This is a genomic window from Natronorubrum thiooxidans (genome assembly GCF_900156475.1).
GTDB lineage: Archaea > Halobacteriota > Halobacteria > Halobacteriales > Natrialbaceae > Natronorubrum > Natronorubrum thiooxidans.
In genome coordinates, this window is record NZ_FTNR01000010.1 from 96,204 (window position 1) to 113,029 (window position 16,826).

Annotated in this window: 20 protein-coding genes; 12 read left to right on the plus strand and 8 right to left on the minus strand. The window is 64.8% G+C overall.

Features of this window, described 5'->3' with window-relative positions; genetic code table 11:
• Positions 1 to 19 precede the first annotated feature (19 nt).
• Positions 20 to 1,201, minus strand: coding sequence for an NAD-binding protein (locus tag BW940_RS14035; RefSeq protein WP_076609845.1), 1,182 nt, complete (start codon positions 1,199 to 1,201; stop codon positions 20 to 22).
• A 191-nt stretch (positions 1,202 to 1,392) separates the two neighbouring features.
• On the opposite strand from BW940_RS14035, the gene BW940_RS14040 reads away from it, so the two are divergent.
• The 3 genes from BW940_RS14040 to BW940_RS14050 are packed head-to-tail and all read left to right on the plus strand — an operon-like array spanning position 1,393 to position 4,274.
• Positions 1,393 to 2,643: a potassium transporter TrkA gene (locus tag BW940_RS14040; protein ID WP_076609846.1), complete on the plus strand. Its 1,251-nt coding sequence runs from the start codon at positions 1,393 to 1,395 to the stop codon at positions 2,641 to 2,643.
• A gap of 46 nt (positions 2,644 to 2,689) precedes the next feature.
• Positions 2,690 to 3,958, plus strand: a complete 1,269-nt coding sequence (locus BW940_RS14045; protein WP_076609847.1) for a TrkA C-terminal domain-containing protein — start codon at positions 2,690 to 2,692, stop codon at positions 3,956 to 3,958.
• A gap of 31 nt (positions 3,959 to 3,989) precedes the next feature.
• Positions 3,990 to 4,274, plus strand: coding sequence for a ubiquitin-like small modifier protein 1 (locus BW940_RS14050; RefSeq protein ID WP_076609848.1), 285 nt, complete (start codon positions 3,990 to 3,992; stop codon positions 4,272 to 4,274).
• 34 nt (positions 4,275 to 4,308) lie between these two features.
• On the opposite strand, the gene BW940_RS14055 is transcribed toward BW940_RS14050, so the two are convergent.
• From BW940_RS14055 to BW940_RS14065, 3 genes are all read right to left on the minus strand, one after another.
• A complete protein-coding gene (locus BW940_RS14055; RefSeq protein WP_076609849.1) occupies positions 4,309 to 5,253 on the minus strand; it encodes a GNAT family N-acetyltransferase in 945 nt (314 codons plus the stop codon).
• A gap of 82 nt (positions 5,254 to 5,335) precedes the next feature.
• On the minus strand, positions 5,336 to 6,586 hold the full coding sequence (gatD, locus tag BW940_RS14060; RefSeq protein ID WP_076609850.1) for a Glu-tRNA(Gln) amidotransferase subunit GatD: 1,251 nt from the start codon (positions 6,584 to 6,586) through the stop codon (positions 5,336 to 5,338).
• An 85-nt stretch (positions 6,587 to 6,671) separates the two neighbouring features.
• Complete coding sequence (locus BW940_RS14065) at positions 6,672 to 6,869, minus strand: hypothetical protein (RefSeq protein ID WP_076609900.1); 198 nt, start codon at positions 6,867 to 6,869, stop codon at positions 6,672 to 6,674.
• Between the two features lie 120 nt (positions 6,870 to 6,989).
• Between BW940_RS14065 and BW940_RS14070 the strand changes: the two genes are divergently transcribed.
• Positions 6,990 to 7,559 carry a hypothetical protein gene (locus tag BW940_RS14070; protein WP_076609851.1) on the plus strand — a complete coding sequence of 190 codons (570 nt, stop codon included), beginning with the start codon at positions 6,990 to 6,992 and terminating at the stop codon, positions 7,557 to 7,559.
• Between the two features lie 121 nt (positions 7,560 to 7,680).
• On the opposite strand, the gene BW940_RS14075 is transcribed toward BW940_RS14070, so the two are convergent.
• Positions 7,681 to 8,337 carry an ArsR/SmtB family transcription factor gene (locus BW940_RS14075; protein WP_076609852.1) on the minus strand — a complete coding sequence of 219 codons (657 nt, stop codon included), beginning with the start codon at positions 8,335 to 8,337 and terminating at the stop codon, positions 7,681 to 7,683.
• A gap of 96 nt (positions 8,338 to 8,433) precedes the next feature.
• A complete protein-coding gene (locus BW940_RS14080) occupies positions 8,434 to 9,255 on the minus strand; it encodes a hypothetical protein (RefSeq protein ID WP_076609853.1) in 822 nt (273 codons plus the stop codon).
• A 257-nt stretch (positions 9,256 to 9,512) separates the two neighbouring features.
• On the opposite strand from BW940_RS14080, the gene BW940_RS14085 reads away from it, so the two are divergent.
• The 5 genes from BW940_RS14085 (at position 9,513) to BW940_RS14105 (ending at position 13,925) form a co-directional block, all read left to right on the plus strand.
• Positions 9,513 to 9,890 carry a DUF5802 family protein gene (locus BW940_RS14085; RefSeq protein ID WP_076609854.1) on the plus strand — a complete coding sequence of 126 codons (378 nt, stop codon included), beginning with the start codon at positions 9,513 to 9,515 and terminating at the stop codon, positions 9,888 to 9,890.
• Between the two features lie 29 nt (positions 9,891 to 9,919).
• Entirely contained in the window at positions 9,920 to 10,858 is a 939-nt protein-coding gene (locus BW940_RS14090; protein ID WP_076609855.1) for a Vms1/Ankzf1 family peptidyl-tRNA hydrolase, read from the plus strand.
• Between the two features lie 84 nt (positions 10,859 to 10,942).
• Positions 10,943 to 11,959 carry a DUF1611 domain-containing protein gene (locus BW940_RS14095; RefSeq protein ID WP_076609856.1) on the plus strand — a complete coding sequence of 339 codons (1,017 nt, stop codon included), beginning with the start codon at positions 10,943 to 10,945 and terminating at the stop codon, positions 11,957 to 11,959.
• Positions 11,956 to 12,996 (plus strand): dipeptide epimerase, encoded by a 1,041-nt coding sequence (locus tag BW940_RS14100; RefSeq protein WP_076609857.1) that lies wholly within the window; start codon positions 11,956 to 11,958, stop codon positions 12,994 to 12,996. Before BW940_RS14095 ends, BW940_RS14100 begins: the two co-directional genes overlap by 4 nt.
• A 71-nt stretch (positions 12,997 to 13,067) precedes the next feature.
• Complete coding sequence (locus tag BW940_RS14105; RefSeq protein ID WP_076609858.1) at positions 13,068 to 13,925, plus strand: hypothetical protein; 858 nt, start codon at positions 13,068 to 13,070, stop codon at positions 13,923 to 13,925.
• A gap of 20 nt (positions 13,926 to 13,945) precedes the next feature.
• Here the strand turns inward: BW940_RS14105 and BW940_RS14110 are convergent, their stop codons facing one another.
• A complete protein-coding gene (locus tag BW940_RS14110) occupies positions 13,946 to 14,443 on the minus strand; it encodes an AAA family ATPase (protein WP_076609859.1) in 498 nt (165 codons plus the stop codon).
• A 79-nt stretch (positions 14,444 to 14,522) separates the two neighbouring features.
• Between BW940_RS14110 and BW940_RS14115 the strand changes: the two genes are divergently transcribed.
• A complete protein-coding gene (locus BW940_RS14115) occupies positions 14,523 to 14,867 on the plus strand; it encodes a cupin domain-containing protein (RefSeq protein ID WP_076609860.1) in 345 nt (114 codons plus the stop codon).
• A gap of 6 nt (positions 14,868 to 14,873) precedes the next feature.
• Here the strand turns inward: BW940_RS14115 and BW940_RS14120 are convergent, their stop codons facing one another.
• Positions 14,874 to 15,899 (minus strand): hypothetical protein, encoded by a 1,026-nt coding sequence (locus tag BW940_RS14120; RefSeq protein ID WP_076609861.1) that lies wholly within the window; start codon positions 15,897 to 15,899, stop codon positions 14,874 to 14,876.
• Positions 15,900 to 16,066: 167 nt separating this feature from the next.
• Between BW940_RS14120 and BW940_RS14125 the strand changes: the two genes are divergently transcribed.
• The gene (locus BW940_RS14125) at positions 16,067 to 16,360 is read left to right on the plus strand and encodes a hypothetical protein (protein ID WP_076609862.1); all 294 of its coding nucleotides are present in this window, start codon (positions 16,067 to 16,069) and stop codon (positions 16,358 to 16,360) included.
• Positions 16,361 to 16,370: 10 nt separating this feature from the next.
• On the plus strand, positions 16,371 to 16,766 hold the full coding sequence (locus BW940_RS14130; RefSeq protein WP_235847810.1) for a winged helix-turn-helix transcriptional regulator: 396 nt from the start codon (positions 16,371 to 16,373) through the stop codon (positions 16,764 to 16,766).
• Positions 16,767 to 16,826: the final 60 nt, after the last annotated feature.

Here is a 16,826-nt window from a genome sequence, read left to right on the forward strand (position 1 = left end):
AGTATGTGCCGACGCGGGCTCAATCGCTGCCGATGATTTGCTCGATCAGGTCGCTCTCGTCGCTACCGAGTGCCGACCGCACCAGCAGATGACCGCCCAGCACGGAGGGGCTGATCACCGTATCCGCGCCGGCGTGTTTGAGCTTTTGTGTATTTTCGCGGTCGGTTGCAGCGGCGACGATACGCGTGTCCGGCGCGAGTTGGCGGGCGGTGAGGATCGCGAGTGCGTCTTCGGCGTCACGGTTGGTCGCGACGAGAATCGCGCTCGCACGGCCGATCTTTGCCCGCTGCAACGGTTCCTCGTCGCTCGGGTTGGCGGCGATCACGGCGATCCCGCGATCGGTCAGCTCCGGTGTGACGTCGCGGTTGTTCGTCACGACGACGAACTCTCGGCCGCTGTTCGCGAGTTCGTCGACGATCGGTTCCGTCAGTTCGCCGTAGCCGAGGACGAGGATATGATCCTCGAGCAACTCGAGTTGTGAGTCTGTCATTTTTCCGAGTGTCTTCGTGATTCGGGCCTGAATCGCTGGACCGACGAGCGCCCCGATCGCGATACCGAAACTGGCCACGCCGAGGACGACCACGGTCATCGTAAACAGGACTGCCTCGTGGCTTTCGGGACCGATATCGCCGTAGCCGACGGTGCTCGAGGTGATCAGCGTAAAATAAAAGGCGTCGAGGATGTTCTCGATCCCGTCGAAATCTTCGCGAAGCGCGTACGCGCCGAACGTGCCGTAGGCCTGGACGCCAACGAGTGCGCCGCCGGCTGCGAGTTGTGTCGTCGTCAGCGATAGCCCCTGATCGAAGCGCTTGCGGGTGAACAGGAGGAAGGGGATCGTAAGCAGCGAGAGCACGACCAGCGGGAGCGAGTACTGACTCACCTGCAAGAGCCCCTGGATCGCGGTCACCGGCATGAGAATCAGTGTCGCCCACCAGCCGGCGCGTAACCCACGCCGCAACGCGAGTGCGCTCGCGACCATCAGAAAGCCGGTCAGAGCACCGGTAAAGCCGACCGCCCGCTGGACGGCATCCGGCACACGGCCCGCGAGCAGGCCGTATTCGACTGTTTCCTGACCGATCTGTAGAACCCCCGTTACGACCGAGAGAAGCGCAACGGTCAGCGCGAGTCCGACGGCTGCCCGGACCGTCACGATCCGTTTCCAGTTATCCGGCAGCCGCTCAAACAGGGCCTCACCGACCATACACCCGGTCCGAGACGGTATTAGTTAACGCCTCCGTCTCCAGACGAACCGACGATTGTGAGCGTTGACACCCATCAGATCCCCTCGCAGCGACAGCCACACAGCCGCTTCCAACGTCTCTCGGGCGGGACGATCTGCCGATGAGCGCCCGCGTCGGTACCCCTTTATTGTTCCCGGGCCTGTCGCCCATCATGACCCTTCCGGTGGAAGTCCTCCTCGGTCTCTATCTCGGTCTCCTGACCGGCATCGTCCCCGCCTTCGTCGCTGGCTCGCTCGGCTTTCTCGTCCGATACTTTACCGGCGTCACGCTCCCCGGGTTCGGTGTCGTCGTCCTCGCGCTCTCGATCGCCAGCGTTCAGGGCGGGCTGCTCGGCCTCGTCGAGCCCAACATCGCCCAATCACCGCGACTACTCGTTGCCGTCCTCGTCGTGCTCATGCTCGCCCTCTACGCTCACAACCAGGGCGACAAACTCGGCGCGGAACTCCCACGACGACTTTCGTTGACCTCGATCCGCCAGCGAACGCTGTCGGCCGACGTCGTCGAACTCGTCGGCACGATGGGACAGGTCACCGTTCGGCCAACCGGCGAAATCCACAATATGGAGGGCTATCCATCGCTGCCACCCGACCTCCGCCGGGCACTCAAAACCGGCTCGTGGCAACTCCCCGCCGATATCCCCCTCTCGGAACTCGAGGTCCGCCTCGAGGAACGCCTGCGGACGGACCACGACCTCGCCGACGTCGACGTGACGATCGACGAGCAGGCCCGGGCGACGATTATTGCAGCGCCACCGTCGGGCGGACTCTCCCGGCGGGTTCCCGAGGGCCAGCGCGCCGTCTCGCTCGCGACGCTGGTCCCGACGGGGCTGGCCCGGGGCGACACGGTCACCGTCCAGACGGACCACCGATCGATCACCGGGACGGTCCTGAGCGCCCGGACCGATCTCGATTCGGTCGACGCCGAGGCACCGGCCGGCGAGCCGGAAGTCCCCGATGAGACGGCGGCTTCCGACGGGAAGGAGACGACCGTCGAGTCGGAGTCGCCACCCAAATCGAGGGCGACGACTGTCGGTGGCGTCGGTCGTGTTACCATCGCGGTCGCCCGTCAAGCGGTCAAACCACTGCTCGAGACGGAGACTCCACAGCTCGTCGTCCGGTCACGAGGCACGAGCCGGGAGTTCGAGGCCTTCGCGCTGGTCAGGCGGGCCGGCGACGTGATCCGCCGGCTCACCGTCGGCCCGACCGGCGCGGACGACGATGCCGCCGTGACGACGGACGTGACGGTCCTCGCCGTCCGCCGGCAGGGCAGTGAGACGAGCGGCCGTCGCCACGGCTGGGTGTTCGGCCCCGGGATCGAGCGCCCCCTTGAGGCCGGCGACGAGGTGTTCGTCGCGGGCCCGGAGCCGTCGACGGAGGCGTTCGCGGAGGCGATCGTCCGATGAGGACTCCCTCGACAACGACAGCGGCCACCAGCGGTGGTGACCGGAGATGATTGCGCCCATCGTCGCGCAGTCGCTTTCCCTCGAGGCGCTGCTGGACGCGGTCGTTCGACTGCTCGGGTTCAGCCTGCTCGCGGGTGGGGCAGCCACTGGCGTCGCGTTCGTCTACTACTGGTACAGTACCGACGAGATCCCCGAGGGCGTGGCGATCCTGTTCGGTGTCTCGATGGTCGCGATCTGGCTGAACACGAAGACGGCGCTGCAGGATGCGATCATCGGCGAGACGCCGTTGCTCGACCCGGAGACGGCTGTCTACACCGTCACCGCGTTCGTCGTGAGTGCGATCGCCGCCGACGGCGGCCGGCGGCTCGGCGAGTACCTCGCTCGAGACGTGTTCTCGATCGCGACTCCCCGGACGATCACCGAAGTCAGCCAACTCGTCCGCTCGGCTGGCCGCGTCGTCAGCGTCACCCTCCCCGAAACGATCGAGGACGTCGACGGCTACGACCCTGTCGACCCCTCAACGAAAGCGGAGCTGGCGGGTCGAACGGTGCTCCTCCCGCGGCGACTCGATCCCGAGGCGCTTCGTGAGCGACTGATCGATCGCCTCGAGCGCGATCACGGGATCGGCCACGTCGACGTCGAGTTCGCAGCCGACGGGACGATCGAGTACCTCGCGGTCGGCAGTCGCCCGGCGGGGCTCGGCCCGACGCTCGCCCCGGGAAGCGTCGCCGTTGCGATCCGTGCGGACCCCGCACCCGACGCCAGTCCGGGCGACGCCGTTCGGATCTGGCGACGCGATGCGGACTCGCTTCGACGAGCCACCGGCGGCGAACTCCGGGGCGTCGCCGACGACGTGGCCACCGTCGCGGTCGACGCCGACGACGCACGGGAGCTGGGGGCCCGGGTGACGAACAGCACCGACTCCTCGGAACGGGACGACGGCCGTCACGCGGGGCTGGCGCGGACCAACGCCGACATGCCCTACCGCCTGGTGACACTGCCACGGAATCCAAGTGCGGAGAGAGAGCTCGTCTCGCTGCTCCGGGCAGCCGACGAAACCGTGACGACGCTCACCGTCGCCGCGGGCGACGCACTCGAGGGGACGACGGTCGACTCGCTCCCAGTGCTCGTCGTGGCCCTCGAGCGCGCCGGGGCGGCCGCCGACGAGCCGATCGCGTTTCCCGACGGGACGACCCGCCTCGAGGCCGGCGACGTCGCCTACGCGCTGGGCCGTCCGGACGCGTTACGGCGAGTCACCGACGGAGAGCGTGCTGGGAACCCGCAGTCGGCGGCAGCAGACACACGGGAGCGGTAGCTACTTGGCTTCGGCCCCGATACCGCCACGTATGTCCACGGAGTGGAAGCTCTTTGCCGACCTCGCCGAACACGCGGGCGACAAACACATCACCGTCGACGCGGCTGCCGGTGACACCGTCGATGACGCCCTCGAGGCCCTCCTCGCGGACGCACCCGCCCTCGAAGAGCGCGTCCTCGACGACGACGGCGAGTTACGATCCCAGATCAACGTGTTGCGAAACGGAACCAACGTCTTAGTCGAGGCGGAGGGCCTCGAGACGGAACTCGAGGGCGGGGACGAACTGGCGCTGTTCCCGCCGGTCAGCGGCGGGTAGTTGCCGTCGATCCCGAGCCACACGATAGGAGCCGTCACTCCACCGCGAGATCGATCCCGAGCACGAAGTCCGGTTCTGCGGCGAGTTCGACGCCCGCGTAGGCGGCGTCGCTGACGGCGCGAGCGGTCTCGGGGAGCACCACCCGCGTCTCGTCGGCCCCGCAGGCAGCAGCATCTCGAGCAATCGCGGCAAACAGCGATCGCGCAGCCGTGGCATCGTCCCACGCGCTAACGCCGTACTCGGCCCACGTCTCGGTCCTCGAGTCGCCCGACTCGTCCTCGACGTCCCGCTCGAAGGTCCGCGAGCGGTAGGCCGCGCCCGCGAGACCGGCCTCGCCCTCGACAGCGAAGACGGCCGTCTCGTCGGCGAACCGTTCGAAATCGTCGCTGGTGATCTCTCTGACGGCCCACGACGTCTCGGGTGCAAGTCCGAGGCCGGAGAGGTGCGTTCGGGCGTCGCTGTGGGTCCAGTAACGCCAGGCGGCTGTCGGATCGCTCGAGACCGACTGTGGTCCCTCTGCGGCCGGGTCGGGGTCTGGATGGGCAAACCGGAACTCGGTGAGCGGCTCGTAGCCGCTGGCTCGCGCTGCACCGATCGAGACCGTATTCCACGAGAAAATCATCACGCGAGCGACCGTGGCTCCGTGCTGGCGTGCCCACTCGAAGCAGGCCTCGTTGAGTCGGTGGCTGACCCCCCGTCCCCGGTAGTCAGCGGCGACGCGAATGCCCTGAAACCAGGCCTCATCGGCCGTGAGCAGCACCGCTTGGACGATCCCAACAGCCTCGCCGTCGATCGTTGCGAGAAAGGTTTTCTTGCCCGTCTCGTCGTCGGCCTCGAGCCAGTCGTGATAGATGTCGGGGATGTAGTCGCCGCCGCGGTCGGCCCAGATCTCGCTCGTAAAGCCGACGACGGCGTCGGAGTCGTCGTGAGTCGCGCGGCGAATCTCGAGGTCGAGAGCAGCGTCTGTCGCGTCGCTCATAGCTCGATCGTTCGAGTCGCAGCAAAAAAGGCCTCACCCCAGTCAGCGCACGGCTTGCCAACAGCGACGAGCAGCGAGCCGACTACTCCCAGGGGACCGACCGCTGTTGGATCTCGCCGGCCAGCGACGTCCCCATCGCCTCTTCGACGTTGTCGCTGTGCTCGAGTGCCCACATCAGTTTCACCTTTGCCGTTCCGGGGAGCGTGTCGCCGGCTTCGATGACGCCGGCCTCGAGGAGGTCCCGGCCTGTATCGTAAACCCGGTCACAGACCCGACCCTCGAGACATTGGCTGGTCATAATGACTGTCGTGCCGTCGTCGATCAGTTCCTCGATTCGGGGGATAAGATCGGTGTGGACGTGGCCGAGGCCAGTGCCCTCGATGATCAGGCCCGCCGAGCCCTCGACGACGTCGAGGAACGCGGGATCCATCCCGGGCGTGAACTTGAGTAGTTCGACGTCGCTCTCGAGGGCGGTGGCTCGCTCGAGGTCGACGGCGTCTCGCTGCTGGTACGCTCGCCGGAAGTCGATCGCTTCAGTCTCGTAGTCGACTTCGCCCAGCGGCTCCGCTCCGACGGTCTCGAAGGCATTTCGGCGCGAGGTGTGGTTCTTCCGGACCCGTGTGCCACGGTGGAGTGCACAGACGTCGTCGCTTTCGGTCCCGTGCATACAGACCAGTACCTCCGCGCAGTCGCTTTTCGCGGCTTCGACGGCCGAGACGGCGTTCATGACGTTATCCGAAGAGGGCCGGTCCGCCGAGCGCTGGGAGCCCGTAAAGACGATCGGCACCGGCGTCTCGAGCAGAAAAGAAAGCGCGGCAGCGGAGTACTGCATCGTGTCGGTGCCGTGCATGACGACGACGCCGTCGGCGCCGGCTTCGATCTCCTCGGCGACGGCATCGGCGAGTTCCTGCCATATTTGTGGGTCCATATTCTCCGACAGGATGTTGGTAACGACTCTCCCGCGGTAGTTCGCTCGTCCCGCCAGATCCGGCACGGCGCGCAGAACGTCTTCGGCGTCGAACTGGGCCGTCACCGCGCCCGTGCGGTAGTCGACCGTCGAGGCGATCGTGCCACCCGTCGAGATCAGCGAGATCGTCGGCAGGTCCTCGTCGAACTCGATCTCCGAGGCCCCGTCGTCGCCCGTTGCATCGGTGCCATCGATCTCGTAGACGTCCGATTCGAGTCGTTCGACGTCGGCCTCGGCGCGGTCGATACCGACGTTGTAGCCGCCCTCGAGTTTCACGACGAGGTGGTCGTCGGTGCTCGAGGGGAGTAACACGCCTTCGTACGTGCGATCCGCGCGGGTGACGCGAACGCGATCGCCTGGATTCATGGGTGGGCGTTGCGCGGCGTCGGACTTGAAGGCACGCTTTCTGCGGCCAGTATCCCGAGTGGGCGTCCACTGTCGGCTTCCTGTCTCAGCCGAACAGTCCGAGCAAGACCAGCCCCAGCCCAGCAAGCAAGAGGATTCCTGCGATCATTGCGGTCAACAGCTCTAATGAGGACTCGGCGTCGGCAGGTAACTCGAGTCGCGGATAGAGGTGGCGAGCAGCGACCAACACCCCGATACCGAGGGCGAGTGCGCTGACACCGAACGCGAGCAACTCGGCGCTCATCGCTCCGTGGTACCGCACCCGAGGTGAAAAAACGGGGCCCTCGTATCGCCTGTCGAAAACAGCGATATACTTCCAATGGACAGGGAAAAACCCATGCTCTCGGCTGTGCAATGGCTCGATATGGGCAACCGCTCGGACGAGGTGACCGAGAGCCGCGACACCGAGGACCTCCTCGAGGAAACGGACCAGCTCCTCTCGGGTACCGGTCTCGAGGCTGGTACCGACGAGTCACTGGCGTCGGCCGACGAACCAGCCGACTCCCGCGCCGACACACCAGTCGACGCTCGCTCCGATGAGCCAGCTGACGCTTCGCGGCTTGCCGGGCTCCGGTCGTGGCTCTCGGTCGACTCCTATTTTTCACCGAAGGCGTTTCTCGCGTTCGTCCTCCTCGTCAGCACTGGACTGCTTGCAGGCGGGATGATGATCCCGATCGCTGGACGGATCGTCGGTATCTTCGGCGTCGCATTTCTGATCGGCCTCCTGACGGCCAAACGACGGTATCTCGAGATGACTGCCGCCGGGACAGCAGTCGGCGCGGTCTCGGCAGTGGCCAGTAACGCCTTTCTCGCCGCCGCCGGCTCGTTCCAGACCGTCGTCGCGGTCGGCGTCGCCGTCGGACTGGTCGCCTCGCTCGTCGGCTACTACTTCGGACGTGACCTGCGAACCGGACTGACCCGCGATATCGAATGAGACGAGACGGGTTATTATGATTGTTTCCCGGCTCGACCGTGAACCCGCGTGCGGTTGTGCCGGACCTGACGGACGACAATTCGTCTGCTGGCTGTCGCTGTATCTGCCGTCAACAACGCCGCTACTCCGTTGTCAGCTCCCAGCCGCGTTCGGTCCGCCGAACCATCCCCTCGTCGGCCAGTGACTCGAGGAGGCCAGCGACGACCTCGCGGGGAGCCTCGACGTCCTGACTGAGCTCGCCGACCGATTTCGGCTCCGTTCGGATGCTCGCCAGTACGTCGGCGTAGATTCGACTTTCGGGGCCGGTCCCGGCGGTTTCGGAAATCTGGTCGAGCACGTCACAGAGGCGGCCCTGCACCCACCGCTGGGCCAGCGAGAGTTCGTTCTCGAGTTGCTCTAAGTCCTCGAGTGCGCGCAACAGGTCGTCGAGGCCCTCCGTCTCGTCGGAAAAGACGTCGAGTGTGAGGTGTCGACAGGACGTGATATCGAGGCTGTTGTTCGCCGGATAGGCACTTTTGCTCGCAAAGCCGTACGGCGAGACGTTGACCTCGAGACGGACGTGACGGGCGATATGAAAGTACTTCCGCCGCTGGTCGTCGACCCGGCTCTCGATCAAGCCGGCGTCCTCGAGTTTTCGGAGGTGTTCGATGACTGCTTTGGGACTCACGCCGAGATAGTCGGATATCTCCGTGACATAGCAGGGTTTGCGGGCGAGAAGCCGGAGAATACGCCTCCGGTTTTCGTTTCCCAACAAATCCAGCAGTTCGGCGGAGTCCATCACGCGACGGTTGGGGGTCACCGCTGAAAAGCGTGTCTGCTCGCCACTGACACTGGCGTCCAATGCAGGGTCGAGAGCGTCTCACACTGGCAGTCGTTATCGTTCCCTGTCCGACTCGGCATCGGCTTCTGTACCGGGACTCGAGGGCGTTTCCGGGTCGTTCTTCGGCCGCTCACTGTCAGCTTCCGATCTGGCGTTCGATCCGGTCTCTGGAGTGGCCGCCGCTGATCCAGGCTCGGCTCCAGTGTCGGCAGCCGACTCGGTCTCTGGAGTGTCTGCCGGTGATCCGGGCTCGGCCCCGCTATTGGTAGTCGACTCGGTACCGGGAGTGTCCGCTGGCGGTCCGGAACTGTCGGCCGACCCACCGCCCGGTGTCCCCTCGGGGCCAGCGAGTCCGCGTGCGATTTCGGCCACTTCGGGTCCGGTCAGTTCAGCGGCGTTCGACTGCAGTGTGGCGACCCGATCGCTAACACCGGCGTCGGCAGCTCGCGGCTCGAGCTGTCCCGCTGCTCGATCGAGCGACCGGATTTCGACGGTGAGCCGCGTCATCCGTGCCTGATATTCTCCCTGGTTAAGCTCGTCTTTCCGATCGCGAAGCTGTTCGCGTTCGGCCTCGAGAGCCTCGAGTCGGTTCTCGAGGGTGGCCGTTCGATCGCGGACGAGCGTCGTCCGACTGTCGTTGTCGGCGGCATCGTACTTCGCCTCGAACATCCCATCGTCGACTGCGTGTTCGGTCTCGGCGGCACTGGATTGCATGAACATCGACACGGAGGTGTTCGCCTCCGGATCGGTGGCTTCGGTATCAGTTGTCGTGTCAGCTGTGAGCGCTCCGACGACGGCACCGCTTGCAACGGGGGCGATCGTCAGCCCAACGGTGGCGACCAACACGAGGAGCGCGACCGACCGGGTGGTGGTCATTACCGAGTTGTGCGTTCGAACATACTAAAAAGACAGACCTTCGTTCGAACCGTTCAATCGGTCTATGACCGGTGGACATTCGTTCCCAGCGTTTACAACGGTTGTAGTCGCCGTTACTGTGACCGCACGGTAGTTCGTGTGCTTTCACAGAATTGCGAGGGGGTTGACGTCGCACACTGTCTTTCTTCCCTGATTGTCCTCCGACTTAACTCTATTCGACAATAGTTATCCCTCGCCGACCCTTGGTACTAGCTACCATGTTCGAGGTGTTTTCACGCAGCTACTATCTCGGACGACTCTACGTGACCCCGACCGACGCGGATCACGCCCTCATGGACAGCGAACAACACGAGCGGATCAACGAGGAACTCTATGCACGCGGTGACGGCATCGAACGCCTCGACACGCCACTCGTGATGAAACTCGAGTCCCAGCACTTCTCGGTCCACGGCGACGACGCCGTCCCGACGAACACACTCGCAGTCCCCGAGTCGTTGCTCGAGGGCACCGACGTTCGAAACCCGCCCTCGCTTCGCGAGGTGTTGCTCGCCCGGCGCGAACGCGCCCAGCAGTTGCTCGCGTTCACCGGCGAGTGGTCGGCACCCGGAATCGACTCGTCGGACGCCGGAACCTAGAAGTATTTTCGCTTCGCCTGTTCGGTCAGATGCTCGATGAGTTGCTCGGCCGCGCCTCACTGAAAGCGCGCATCGACGAACTCGAGGCAGAAAACGAGCGCCTGCAAAAGCGCTACGAGGCTGAATCCGACCGCCGCGCAGACGCTGCCACGGCCAGACAGGAGGTCGAAGCGGAGGTGAACCGGCTCGAGGACCGTATCGCCCAGCTCGAGGGCGAACTCGAGCGGATGGACGACCAAGAGAGTGGCTTCGAGGTGCGCCGCCGCGAACAGCTTCGTGGCAGCCGACTCGCCGAGGTAATCGATCGGCTGACGTCGGTCCGAACGGGTCCCGAAGGCGCATTGACGGCGATCGTCGGCGGTGACGGCCTTGCCGGGCTTCGCGGCGAGATTACCGACGACCTCGAGAACGTCCTCGGCGAGCGAGCCGCGCTCGTCGACGATGCTGCCCCCTGCGTGGTGTGTGCCGACGATACTGGTCTCATCAGCGTCACGCTCGAGCCGCCAGTGATCCCCGACCGCAACCCACGGGCTAGCTGGGCGGATCGGTTCGCTATCGACCGCGAGTGGGCCCTCCCGACCGGCCGCTACGCGCTCGCGCTCGTGCGAGCGGATCTATTCGCACTCGGAATCTACGACGGCGACGAGCGCGTCGACTACCGCGGGTTCGACAGTGACGTCAAGGGCAGCCACTCGAAAGGCGGCTTCTCGCAGGCCCGGTTCGAACGCATCCGCGACGACCAGATCGACGACCATCTCGAGCGCTGTGCGGACGCGCTCACAGAACGCGTCCCCGACGACGTCGAGCGCCTGTTCGTCGTCGGCCAGCGCGGCGTCGTCGATACGCTCGTCGATGACGCCGGCCTCGAGCCAGCGGGCACTGCGGCCGTCGACGCGACCGGCGACCCGAAACCGGCGCTCGAGGACGCCCACCGAGCGTTCTGGACGACGGAACTGCGGGTGCTCTGATATGGGGACGTCGCTGGCTGGTATTCTCTTGCGACCGTCGGGTCCAGTATTTATCGTTAAATAGGCCGTCGACAATGCTCGAGTATGCGCGTTGCAATTCTCGCACACGAGAAGTTCCCTGACCGGGCCAAAACCGCACTCGGTGTCCTCCGATACGCCGACTACGACGCTGTCGCCGTCCTCGACCGCGAGACGGCAGGCCAGCGCGTCAACGACTTCGTCTCGGACGTTCAAGACGCTCCGATCTACGAATCGATGGCCGACCTCGAGGCCGACGCGGTCGACGCCCTGCTGATCGGTATCGCGCCGATCGGGGGCGGCTTCGAGGAAAGCTGGCGCGAGGACGTCCGGACGGCCCTCGAAGGTGGCTGTGACATCATCTCCGGGCTGCACTACTTCCTCGCCGAGGACGAGGAATTTACCCAACTCGCCGCCGAGAACGACTGTGAGCTTCGAGACGTCCGAAAACCGAGCGACGACCTTACGGTCAGTCAGGGGATCGCCGACGAGGTCGACGCCGAGGTCATCCTTACCGTCGGCACCGACTGCTCGGTCGGCAAGATGACCGTCTCGATGGAACTCGCCCGCGACGCCCGCGAGGCCGGCTACGACGCCGCCGTGATCCCCACCGGTCAGACGGGAATCATGATCGAGGGCTGGGGCAACCCGATCGACCGGGTCGTCAGCGACTTCACCGCAGGAGCCGTCGAGGAGATGATCCTCGAGAAAGGCGACGAACACGACTACCTTTTCGTCGAAGGGCAGGGCAGCATCGTCCACCCCGCCTACTCCGCCGTGACCTGTGGCATCCTCCACGGCTCGATGGCGGACAAACTCGTGCTCTGTCACGACGCCGGCCGCGAGGCGATCCACGGCTACGAGTCGTTCTCGCTGCCCGATCTGCCGACGTACGTCGACCTCTACGAGAACCTCGCCGCGCCCGTCGCCGGCAGCGAAATCGTCGCCGGCGCGCTCAATACGTCCAACCTCGAGGACGACGAGGCCCGCGAGGCGGTCGACGCGTACGCCGACGCGATCGACGTCCCCGCGACGGACGTCGTTCGGTTCGACAGCGAGACGGTCCTCGACGCGCTGCTATGAGCCTCGAGACATCGTTCGAACGGCGCTCGTTGCCACTCGAGTACCCGTTTACGATCGCGCGCGGGACCGAGACCGAATCCGAGGTCGTCACGGTCCACATCGAAGACGAGGACGGACGGGTCGGCATCGGCGGCGCGGGTCCGTCGCCCCACTACGGCGATACCGTCGCCACCGTCGAGGCCGTCCTGCCGGATCTGCTCGCCGTCGTCGAGGAAATCGACGACCCGCACAACCTCGCGCGGATCGAACGCCGCATGCGCGAGACGGTCGAGCGCAACCCGGCCGCCAGAACCGCGGTCAGCATCGCCTGTCACGACCTCGCGGCGAAACGCCTTGAGGTACCGCTCTATCAGTACTGGGGGCTCGACCCCGCCGACACGCTCGAGACTTCCTACACCATCGGGATCGACGATACGGAGTCGATGCGCGAGAAGACGGAGACGGCACTCGAGCGCGGCTACGGCCGCCTGAAGGTCAAACTCGGCACGGATCGAGATATCGAGATCATCCGCACGATCCGGTCGGTCGCCCCCGACGTCGACCTCTTCGTCGACGCCAACGAGGCCTGGACGCCGCGTGAGGCGGTCCGGAAGATCGAGCGCCTGACCGAGTTCGACCTCGAGTTCGTCGAACAGCCTGTACCCGCCGAGAACCGCGAGGGACTGCGATTCGTCTACGAGCGCTCGACGCTGCCGATCGCCGCCGACGAGTCCTGTATCACGCTCGAGGACATCCCACAGATCGCGGATCGGTGTGACATCGCGAACCTGAAACTGATGAAGTGTGGCGGGCTCCGGGAGGCCAAACGGATGATCCATACTGCCCGTGCTCACGGCCTCGAGGTCATGTGTGGCTGTATGACCGAGTCCAACGCCTCTATTGCGGCGGCTGCCCACCTCGCGCCGCTGCTCGACTACGCCGACCTCGACGGCTCGCTGTTGCTTGCCGACGACCCCTACGACGGCGTCCCGATGCCCGACGGTCGGATCGACCTCGCGGACCTTGAGCGACCGGGAACCGGCGCAGTCCTCGAGTAGTCGCGCAACTGGACAGTCACGATACCCACCAGCAGGGGTTTATGCGAGTCGTTGGTGTGGACAGTGGTCGTATGGACGACAGTAACGACCATCGATACGTGTCGCGTCGGTCTCTCTTGCGGGCCTCGGCGGGGGCGGCCACTATTACAGCAGTCGGAACGGGACAGGCGAGCGCGGAGGGAAGCGTCTCGCCCAGCTGGTTCGACAGTCGCTGTCCCGACGCGACGCACGAGCCGAGCATGGGCCACTGTGTGGACGGGGGGATGGAGGGCTGTATGGACGACCACCCGGCGACGGTCGAACTGCGGGCGGCGGTCCGGGACACGCTCGAGGAGCAGTATCCAGATGCGGGCGCGCTGGTAGACGCGGGCTACAAGCCGTACTTCGACACGCTCGACCGGGATGCCGACGGCTGGTCACACTGGATCAACCCGGAGTACGTCGGCGACGAGTCGGTCGTCGACCCCGAACGACCTGAATCCGTGCTCGTCGACAACGAGACGTGGCGCTCGATCGGTGTCATGTTCATCGCGACGGAAAACGGCGAGCCGATCGAGCCGCCGGCCGTCTACGGCGAAACGGGCTCCGAGGACCGGTGTTCGCCCTGGCACTACCACGCCGGCCTCCCCGGCCGATTCGCGTGGTGGTACTACCGGCAGGCCTACGAACGTGATTTCGAAGACGGCAACGTGACACTGCCCTGCCGGACACCGTGCATGCTGCACGTCTGGACCGGCGACCACCCCGAGGGCGTCTACGCCCACGACGGCCCACCGCGGGAGTACCGGGATCAGGAGCCTGCCGACGATCCCGGCTTCGAAACCGGTGCTAAACCCGGCACCGACACCCTCGACTGGGACTCCCTTCCGAGCGATCTCGTTCCCGAGCAGCGCCCGGACGAGCTTGCAGCGCTGGTGCCCGGACTGTAGCACAGGATTGTTCTCGAGTCTCACGCCTCGTCCACGAGCCAGCCCCACGCCTCGAGTGCGCGCTCGATCTGATCGACGGCCGCCTCAGGGTCGCAGTCGTCGGTACCGACCTCGAGTGCAGCGTCGGGCTCGTCGAACTCGCGGGAGACGACGTGGACACCCTGCTCGTCGATCGGGTCGGCGCGGGTCCGATTGCGCTCGAGGCAGGTCTCGAGGCTCGCCGTGACGTGGACAAACCGGACGTCCTCGAGGGTGTCAAACTGGGTCTGCCATCGGCGCTTGTAGAAGGTGCCGTCGACGAGAGTGAGCACGTCTTCGGGATCTTCGCGCGCCCGTTCGTACAGTTGTTCGTAGGTCCGCCTCGAGAACGCGTCGGAGTGATAGAGCCGAACAAGTTCGCCACGGGCCTCGAGTCGCTCGGCGAGCGTCGTGGCGATCGTGGTCTTGCCCGCACCGGGTGGCCCGCAGATGACGAGGATCACGCGCCGATCACGACTGTCGGTAGGGGCCCGAGGCAAAACAGTCGTCGGATTCGGCGACAGGCTGGGCCGTGCCGGTTCCCGTACGGATTTGCCTGTCGGGCTCGAGGACTGGCATATGGGCTACGATACTGCAAGCAAGACCGATCCGGAGTCAGTCGTCCCCGACGAGTTCGGTGGCATGTGGTTTCTCAAAGACGAACTCGAGACCGACCACCTCGGTTTCTCGATCCTCGAACTCGAGCCCGGCGGCAAGGGCAAAGCACATGACGAGACCGAGAGCGGGCAGGAAGAGATCTACTACGTGGTCGCCGGGCTGGTCGACATCGAGGTAGGCGACAGCGACGAGACGGTGACACTCGAGGAAGACGATCTGATCCGACTGGATGCCGACGAGCGCCGACAGATAGTCAACCGTGGCGACGAGCACGCGAAACTCGTGTTGGTCGGCGCACCGCTTTAGACGGCCTCAGCCAAGGTCTTCGTCTCGTTCAGACTCGCGAAGAATAAACGGCCCCATCGCGAGGGTTCGCTTTGCGACGGTCGCGATTCGGAGGATGTACACGATGAAGACGACGAACGGCGAGAGTCCGACGACGAAGCCGGCGCTGGTTACCCAGACGAGGTTGTCGATGCCGAGTGTCGTGCCGAGAAGGCCGGTGCCGTCGATATACATGATCATGAGCCCCATTACAGTCAGCGCGGGCACCGAGATGTACAGCAGTGCCCGCGAGAGGTTGATCAGCTCCCACTGGAAGTACAGCGTCTTGAAATGCTCGCGGGCCGGTCCGAACAGCTTCAGCGTCTCGATCATGTGATCGAGCTTCTCGTTTGCCTCGTCGGAAAGCGAGCCCTCGTGGTCGGAGCGGATCCGGCGTGCGTCGTAGATCTTCCGCGAGTAATTGAAGTTGAGCGCGTTCCAGATCACCTCGAACGTTCCGAACTGTGCATCCTCGAGGTCGGCTTTGACGCTTCGGGCGTTTTCGGTCGTATCCTCGACGTAGTCGGCGATCTTCTGCCGGAGTGCTTCGTCCCGTTCGTCTTCCATGACGGCCTCGAGTTCGGTTGCACGCTCGTGGATGCCGTCGACGAGTTCATAGAGGAAGCCGGCGGGTTCGGGCGGACTCACATCCTCCTCGATCGTCGCTTCTACGTCCCGCCGGAACTCCATCGCTTTCTTCATTCGTTCGCGCTGATCGCCGACCGCGCCGAGCTCCTGTGAGAGCACCAGCTGATTGATCGTAACGACGATCGAGGTGCCGGTGATGATCGCGCCGATAAACGCCGAGAAGAGGAACCCAATACTGCCCTGATTGTCGACAATTACGCGCAACGGCGTGACGTCGATCAGACTAAACGCGACCAGGATGACGTACACGACCGCCAGGATCGCTCCCGTGAACACCCACCGGTTCAGTTGGAGGAGTATCCACAGTCGAGGACCACCGAGTCTCTCCTGACCGTCCGACTCGTCGGTTGACTCTCCATCGCTCATCGACTGTGACAGACGATGATGCCCGCGAATAAAATACCTCGGCCGGGAGACGTCGGCCGTTACCCGATCGGCGAGTCCAAGTCGGGTAATCGGGTTCTGCAGGAAACACGACGCGCACAGAACCGTCGTCGGGACGGCCGCTAATCGAGCCACCATTCGATCCGTGCATGGGACACGAGTCGATTGTGGTCGGCACCGTCGAACGGCTGCCGATCGGCCGACGGATCGGTGAAATCGAAGGCGGCAGTTTCGTCGGCGGAACCGTCGAACCGCTCGGGCGATCGCACTGCAACGACCACGGCCGCCACGACGACGGACATCAGTCCGAAGACGGCGAGTTGCAGGTCCAGTACTATAGCAGCGGGCTGTTCATACTTGTAACTTCGAAGCTTCGAAGTAACGGGTTCGAAAACGCGTCTCTCTCGAGGATTCGAGAAAACAATTTAGGGCACTCGAGCTAAAAAGATGGGTATGGACGACGATCAGCCGACTGCTCGAGACACCGAAGGGGCTCCCGAGGCGGCACGCGAACTCCGTCGCTCGCTAGACACAGCAGAGCGAGAGCGTGTCGAACGAACGGTCGCGGCGTTGCTCGATCTGCTCGGTCGAACACACACGATGGCAGTGCTTTCCGAGTTCGCGTTCGCAAGCGAGCCGTTGCGGTTCTCCGAACTCGAGGCAGCGCTCGAGGTCCCGGCGAACACGCTCTCGACGCGGTTAGGCGACCTGACCGAAGCCGGCCTGCTCGAGCGCACTGCGTACGACGAAGTCCCGCCTCGAGTCGAGTACGAGCCGACCGGTAAGGCCCGGGCGATCTTTCCGGTGTTTGGCCACCTACACAGGTGGGCAATGGAGTACGAGCTATAACTTCGATTATCGATGTAACGACATGCCCTCGAAGTTAGACGTACTTCCGTCCAGAACCCG

What these genes read in the sequence shown, in the direction of transcription:
- BW940_RS14035 (WP_076609845.1), bottom strand. Translation starts at nt 1,201, where the DNA reads ATGGTCGGTGAGGCCCTGTTTGAGCGGCTGCCGGATAACTGGAAACGG.
- BW940_RS14040 (WP_076609846.1), top strand. Translation starts at nt 1,393, where the DNA reads ATGACCCTTCCGGTGGAAGTCCTCCTCGGTCTCTATCTCGGTCTCCTG.
- BW940_RS14045 (WP_076609847.1), top strand. Translation starts at nt 2,690, where the DNA reads ATGATTGCGCCCATCGTCGCGCAGTCGCTTTCCCTCGAGGCGCTGCTG.
- BW940_RS14050 (WP_076609848.1), top strand. Translation starts at nt 3,990, where the DNA reads ATGTCCACGGAGTGGAAGCTCTTTGCCGACCTCGCCGAACACGCGGGC.
- BW940_RS14055 (WP_076609849.1), bottom strand. Translation starts at nt 5,253, where the DNA reads ATGAGCGACGCGACAGACGCTGCTCTCGACCTCGAGATTCGCCGCGCG.
- gatD (WP_076609850.1), bottom strand. Translation starts at nt 6,586, where the DNA reads ATGAATCCAGGCGATCGCGTTCGCGTCACCCGCGCGGATCGCACGTAC.
- BW940_RS14065 (WP_076609900.1), bottom strand. Translation starts at nt 6,869, where the DNA reads ATGAGCGCCGAGTTGCTCGCGTTCGGTGTCAGCGCACTCGCCCTCGGT.
- BW940_RS14070 (WP_076609851.1), top strand. Translation starts at nt 6,990, where the DNA reads ATGGGCAACCGCTCGGACGAGGTGACCGAGAGCCGCGACACCGAGGAC.
- BW940_RS14075 (WP_076609852.1), bottom strand. Translation starts at nt 8,337, where the DNA reads ATGGACTCCGCCGAACTGCTGGATTTGTTGGGAAACGAAAACCGGAGG.
- BW940_RS14080 (WP_076609853.1), bottom strand. Translation starts at nt 9,255, where the DNA reads ATGACCACCACCCGGTCGGTCGCGCTCCTCGTGTTGGTCGCCACCGTT.
- BW940_RS14085 (WP_076609854.1), top strand. Translation starts at nt 9,513, where the DNA reads ATGTTCGAGGTGTTTTCACGCAGCTACTATCTCGGACGACTCTACGTG.
- BW940_RS14090 (WP_076609855.1), top strand. Translation starts at nt 9,920, where the DNA reads ATGCTCGATGAGTTGCTCGGCCGCGCCTCACTGAAAGCGCGCATCGAC.
- BW940_RS14095 (WP_076609856.1), top strand. Translation starts at nt 10,943, where the DNA reads ATGCGCGTTGCAATTCTCGCACACGAGAAGTTCCCTGACCGGGCCAAA.
- BW940_RS14100 (WP_076609857.1), top strand. Translation starts at nt 11,956, where the DNA reads ATGAGCCTCGAGACATCGTTCGAACGGCGCTCGTTGCCACTCGAGTAC.
- BW940_RS14105 (WP_076609858.1), top strand. Translation starts at nt 13,068, where the DNA reads ATGGACGACAGTAACGACCATCGATACGTGTCGCGTCGGTCTCTCTTG.
- BW940_RS14115 (WP_076609860.1), top strand. Translation starts at nt 14,523, where the DNA reads ATGGGCTACGATACTGCAAGCAAGACCGATCCGGAGTCAGTCGTCCCC.
- BW940_RS14120 (WP_076609861.1), bottom strand. Translation starts at nt 15,899, where the DNA reads ATGAGCGATGGAGAGTCAACCGACGAGTCGGACGGTCAGGAGAGACTC.
- BW940_RS14125 (WP_076609862.1), top strand. Translation starts at nt 16,067, where the DNA reads ATGGGACACGAGTCGATTGTGGTCGGCACCGTCGAACGGCTGCCGATC.
- BW940_RS14130 (WP_235847810.1), top strand. Translation starts at nt 16,371, where the DNA reads ATGGACGACGATCAGCCGACTGCTCGAGACACCGAAGGGGCTCCCGAG.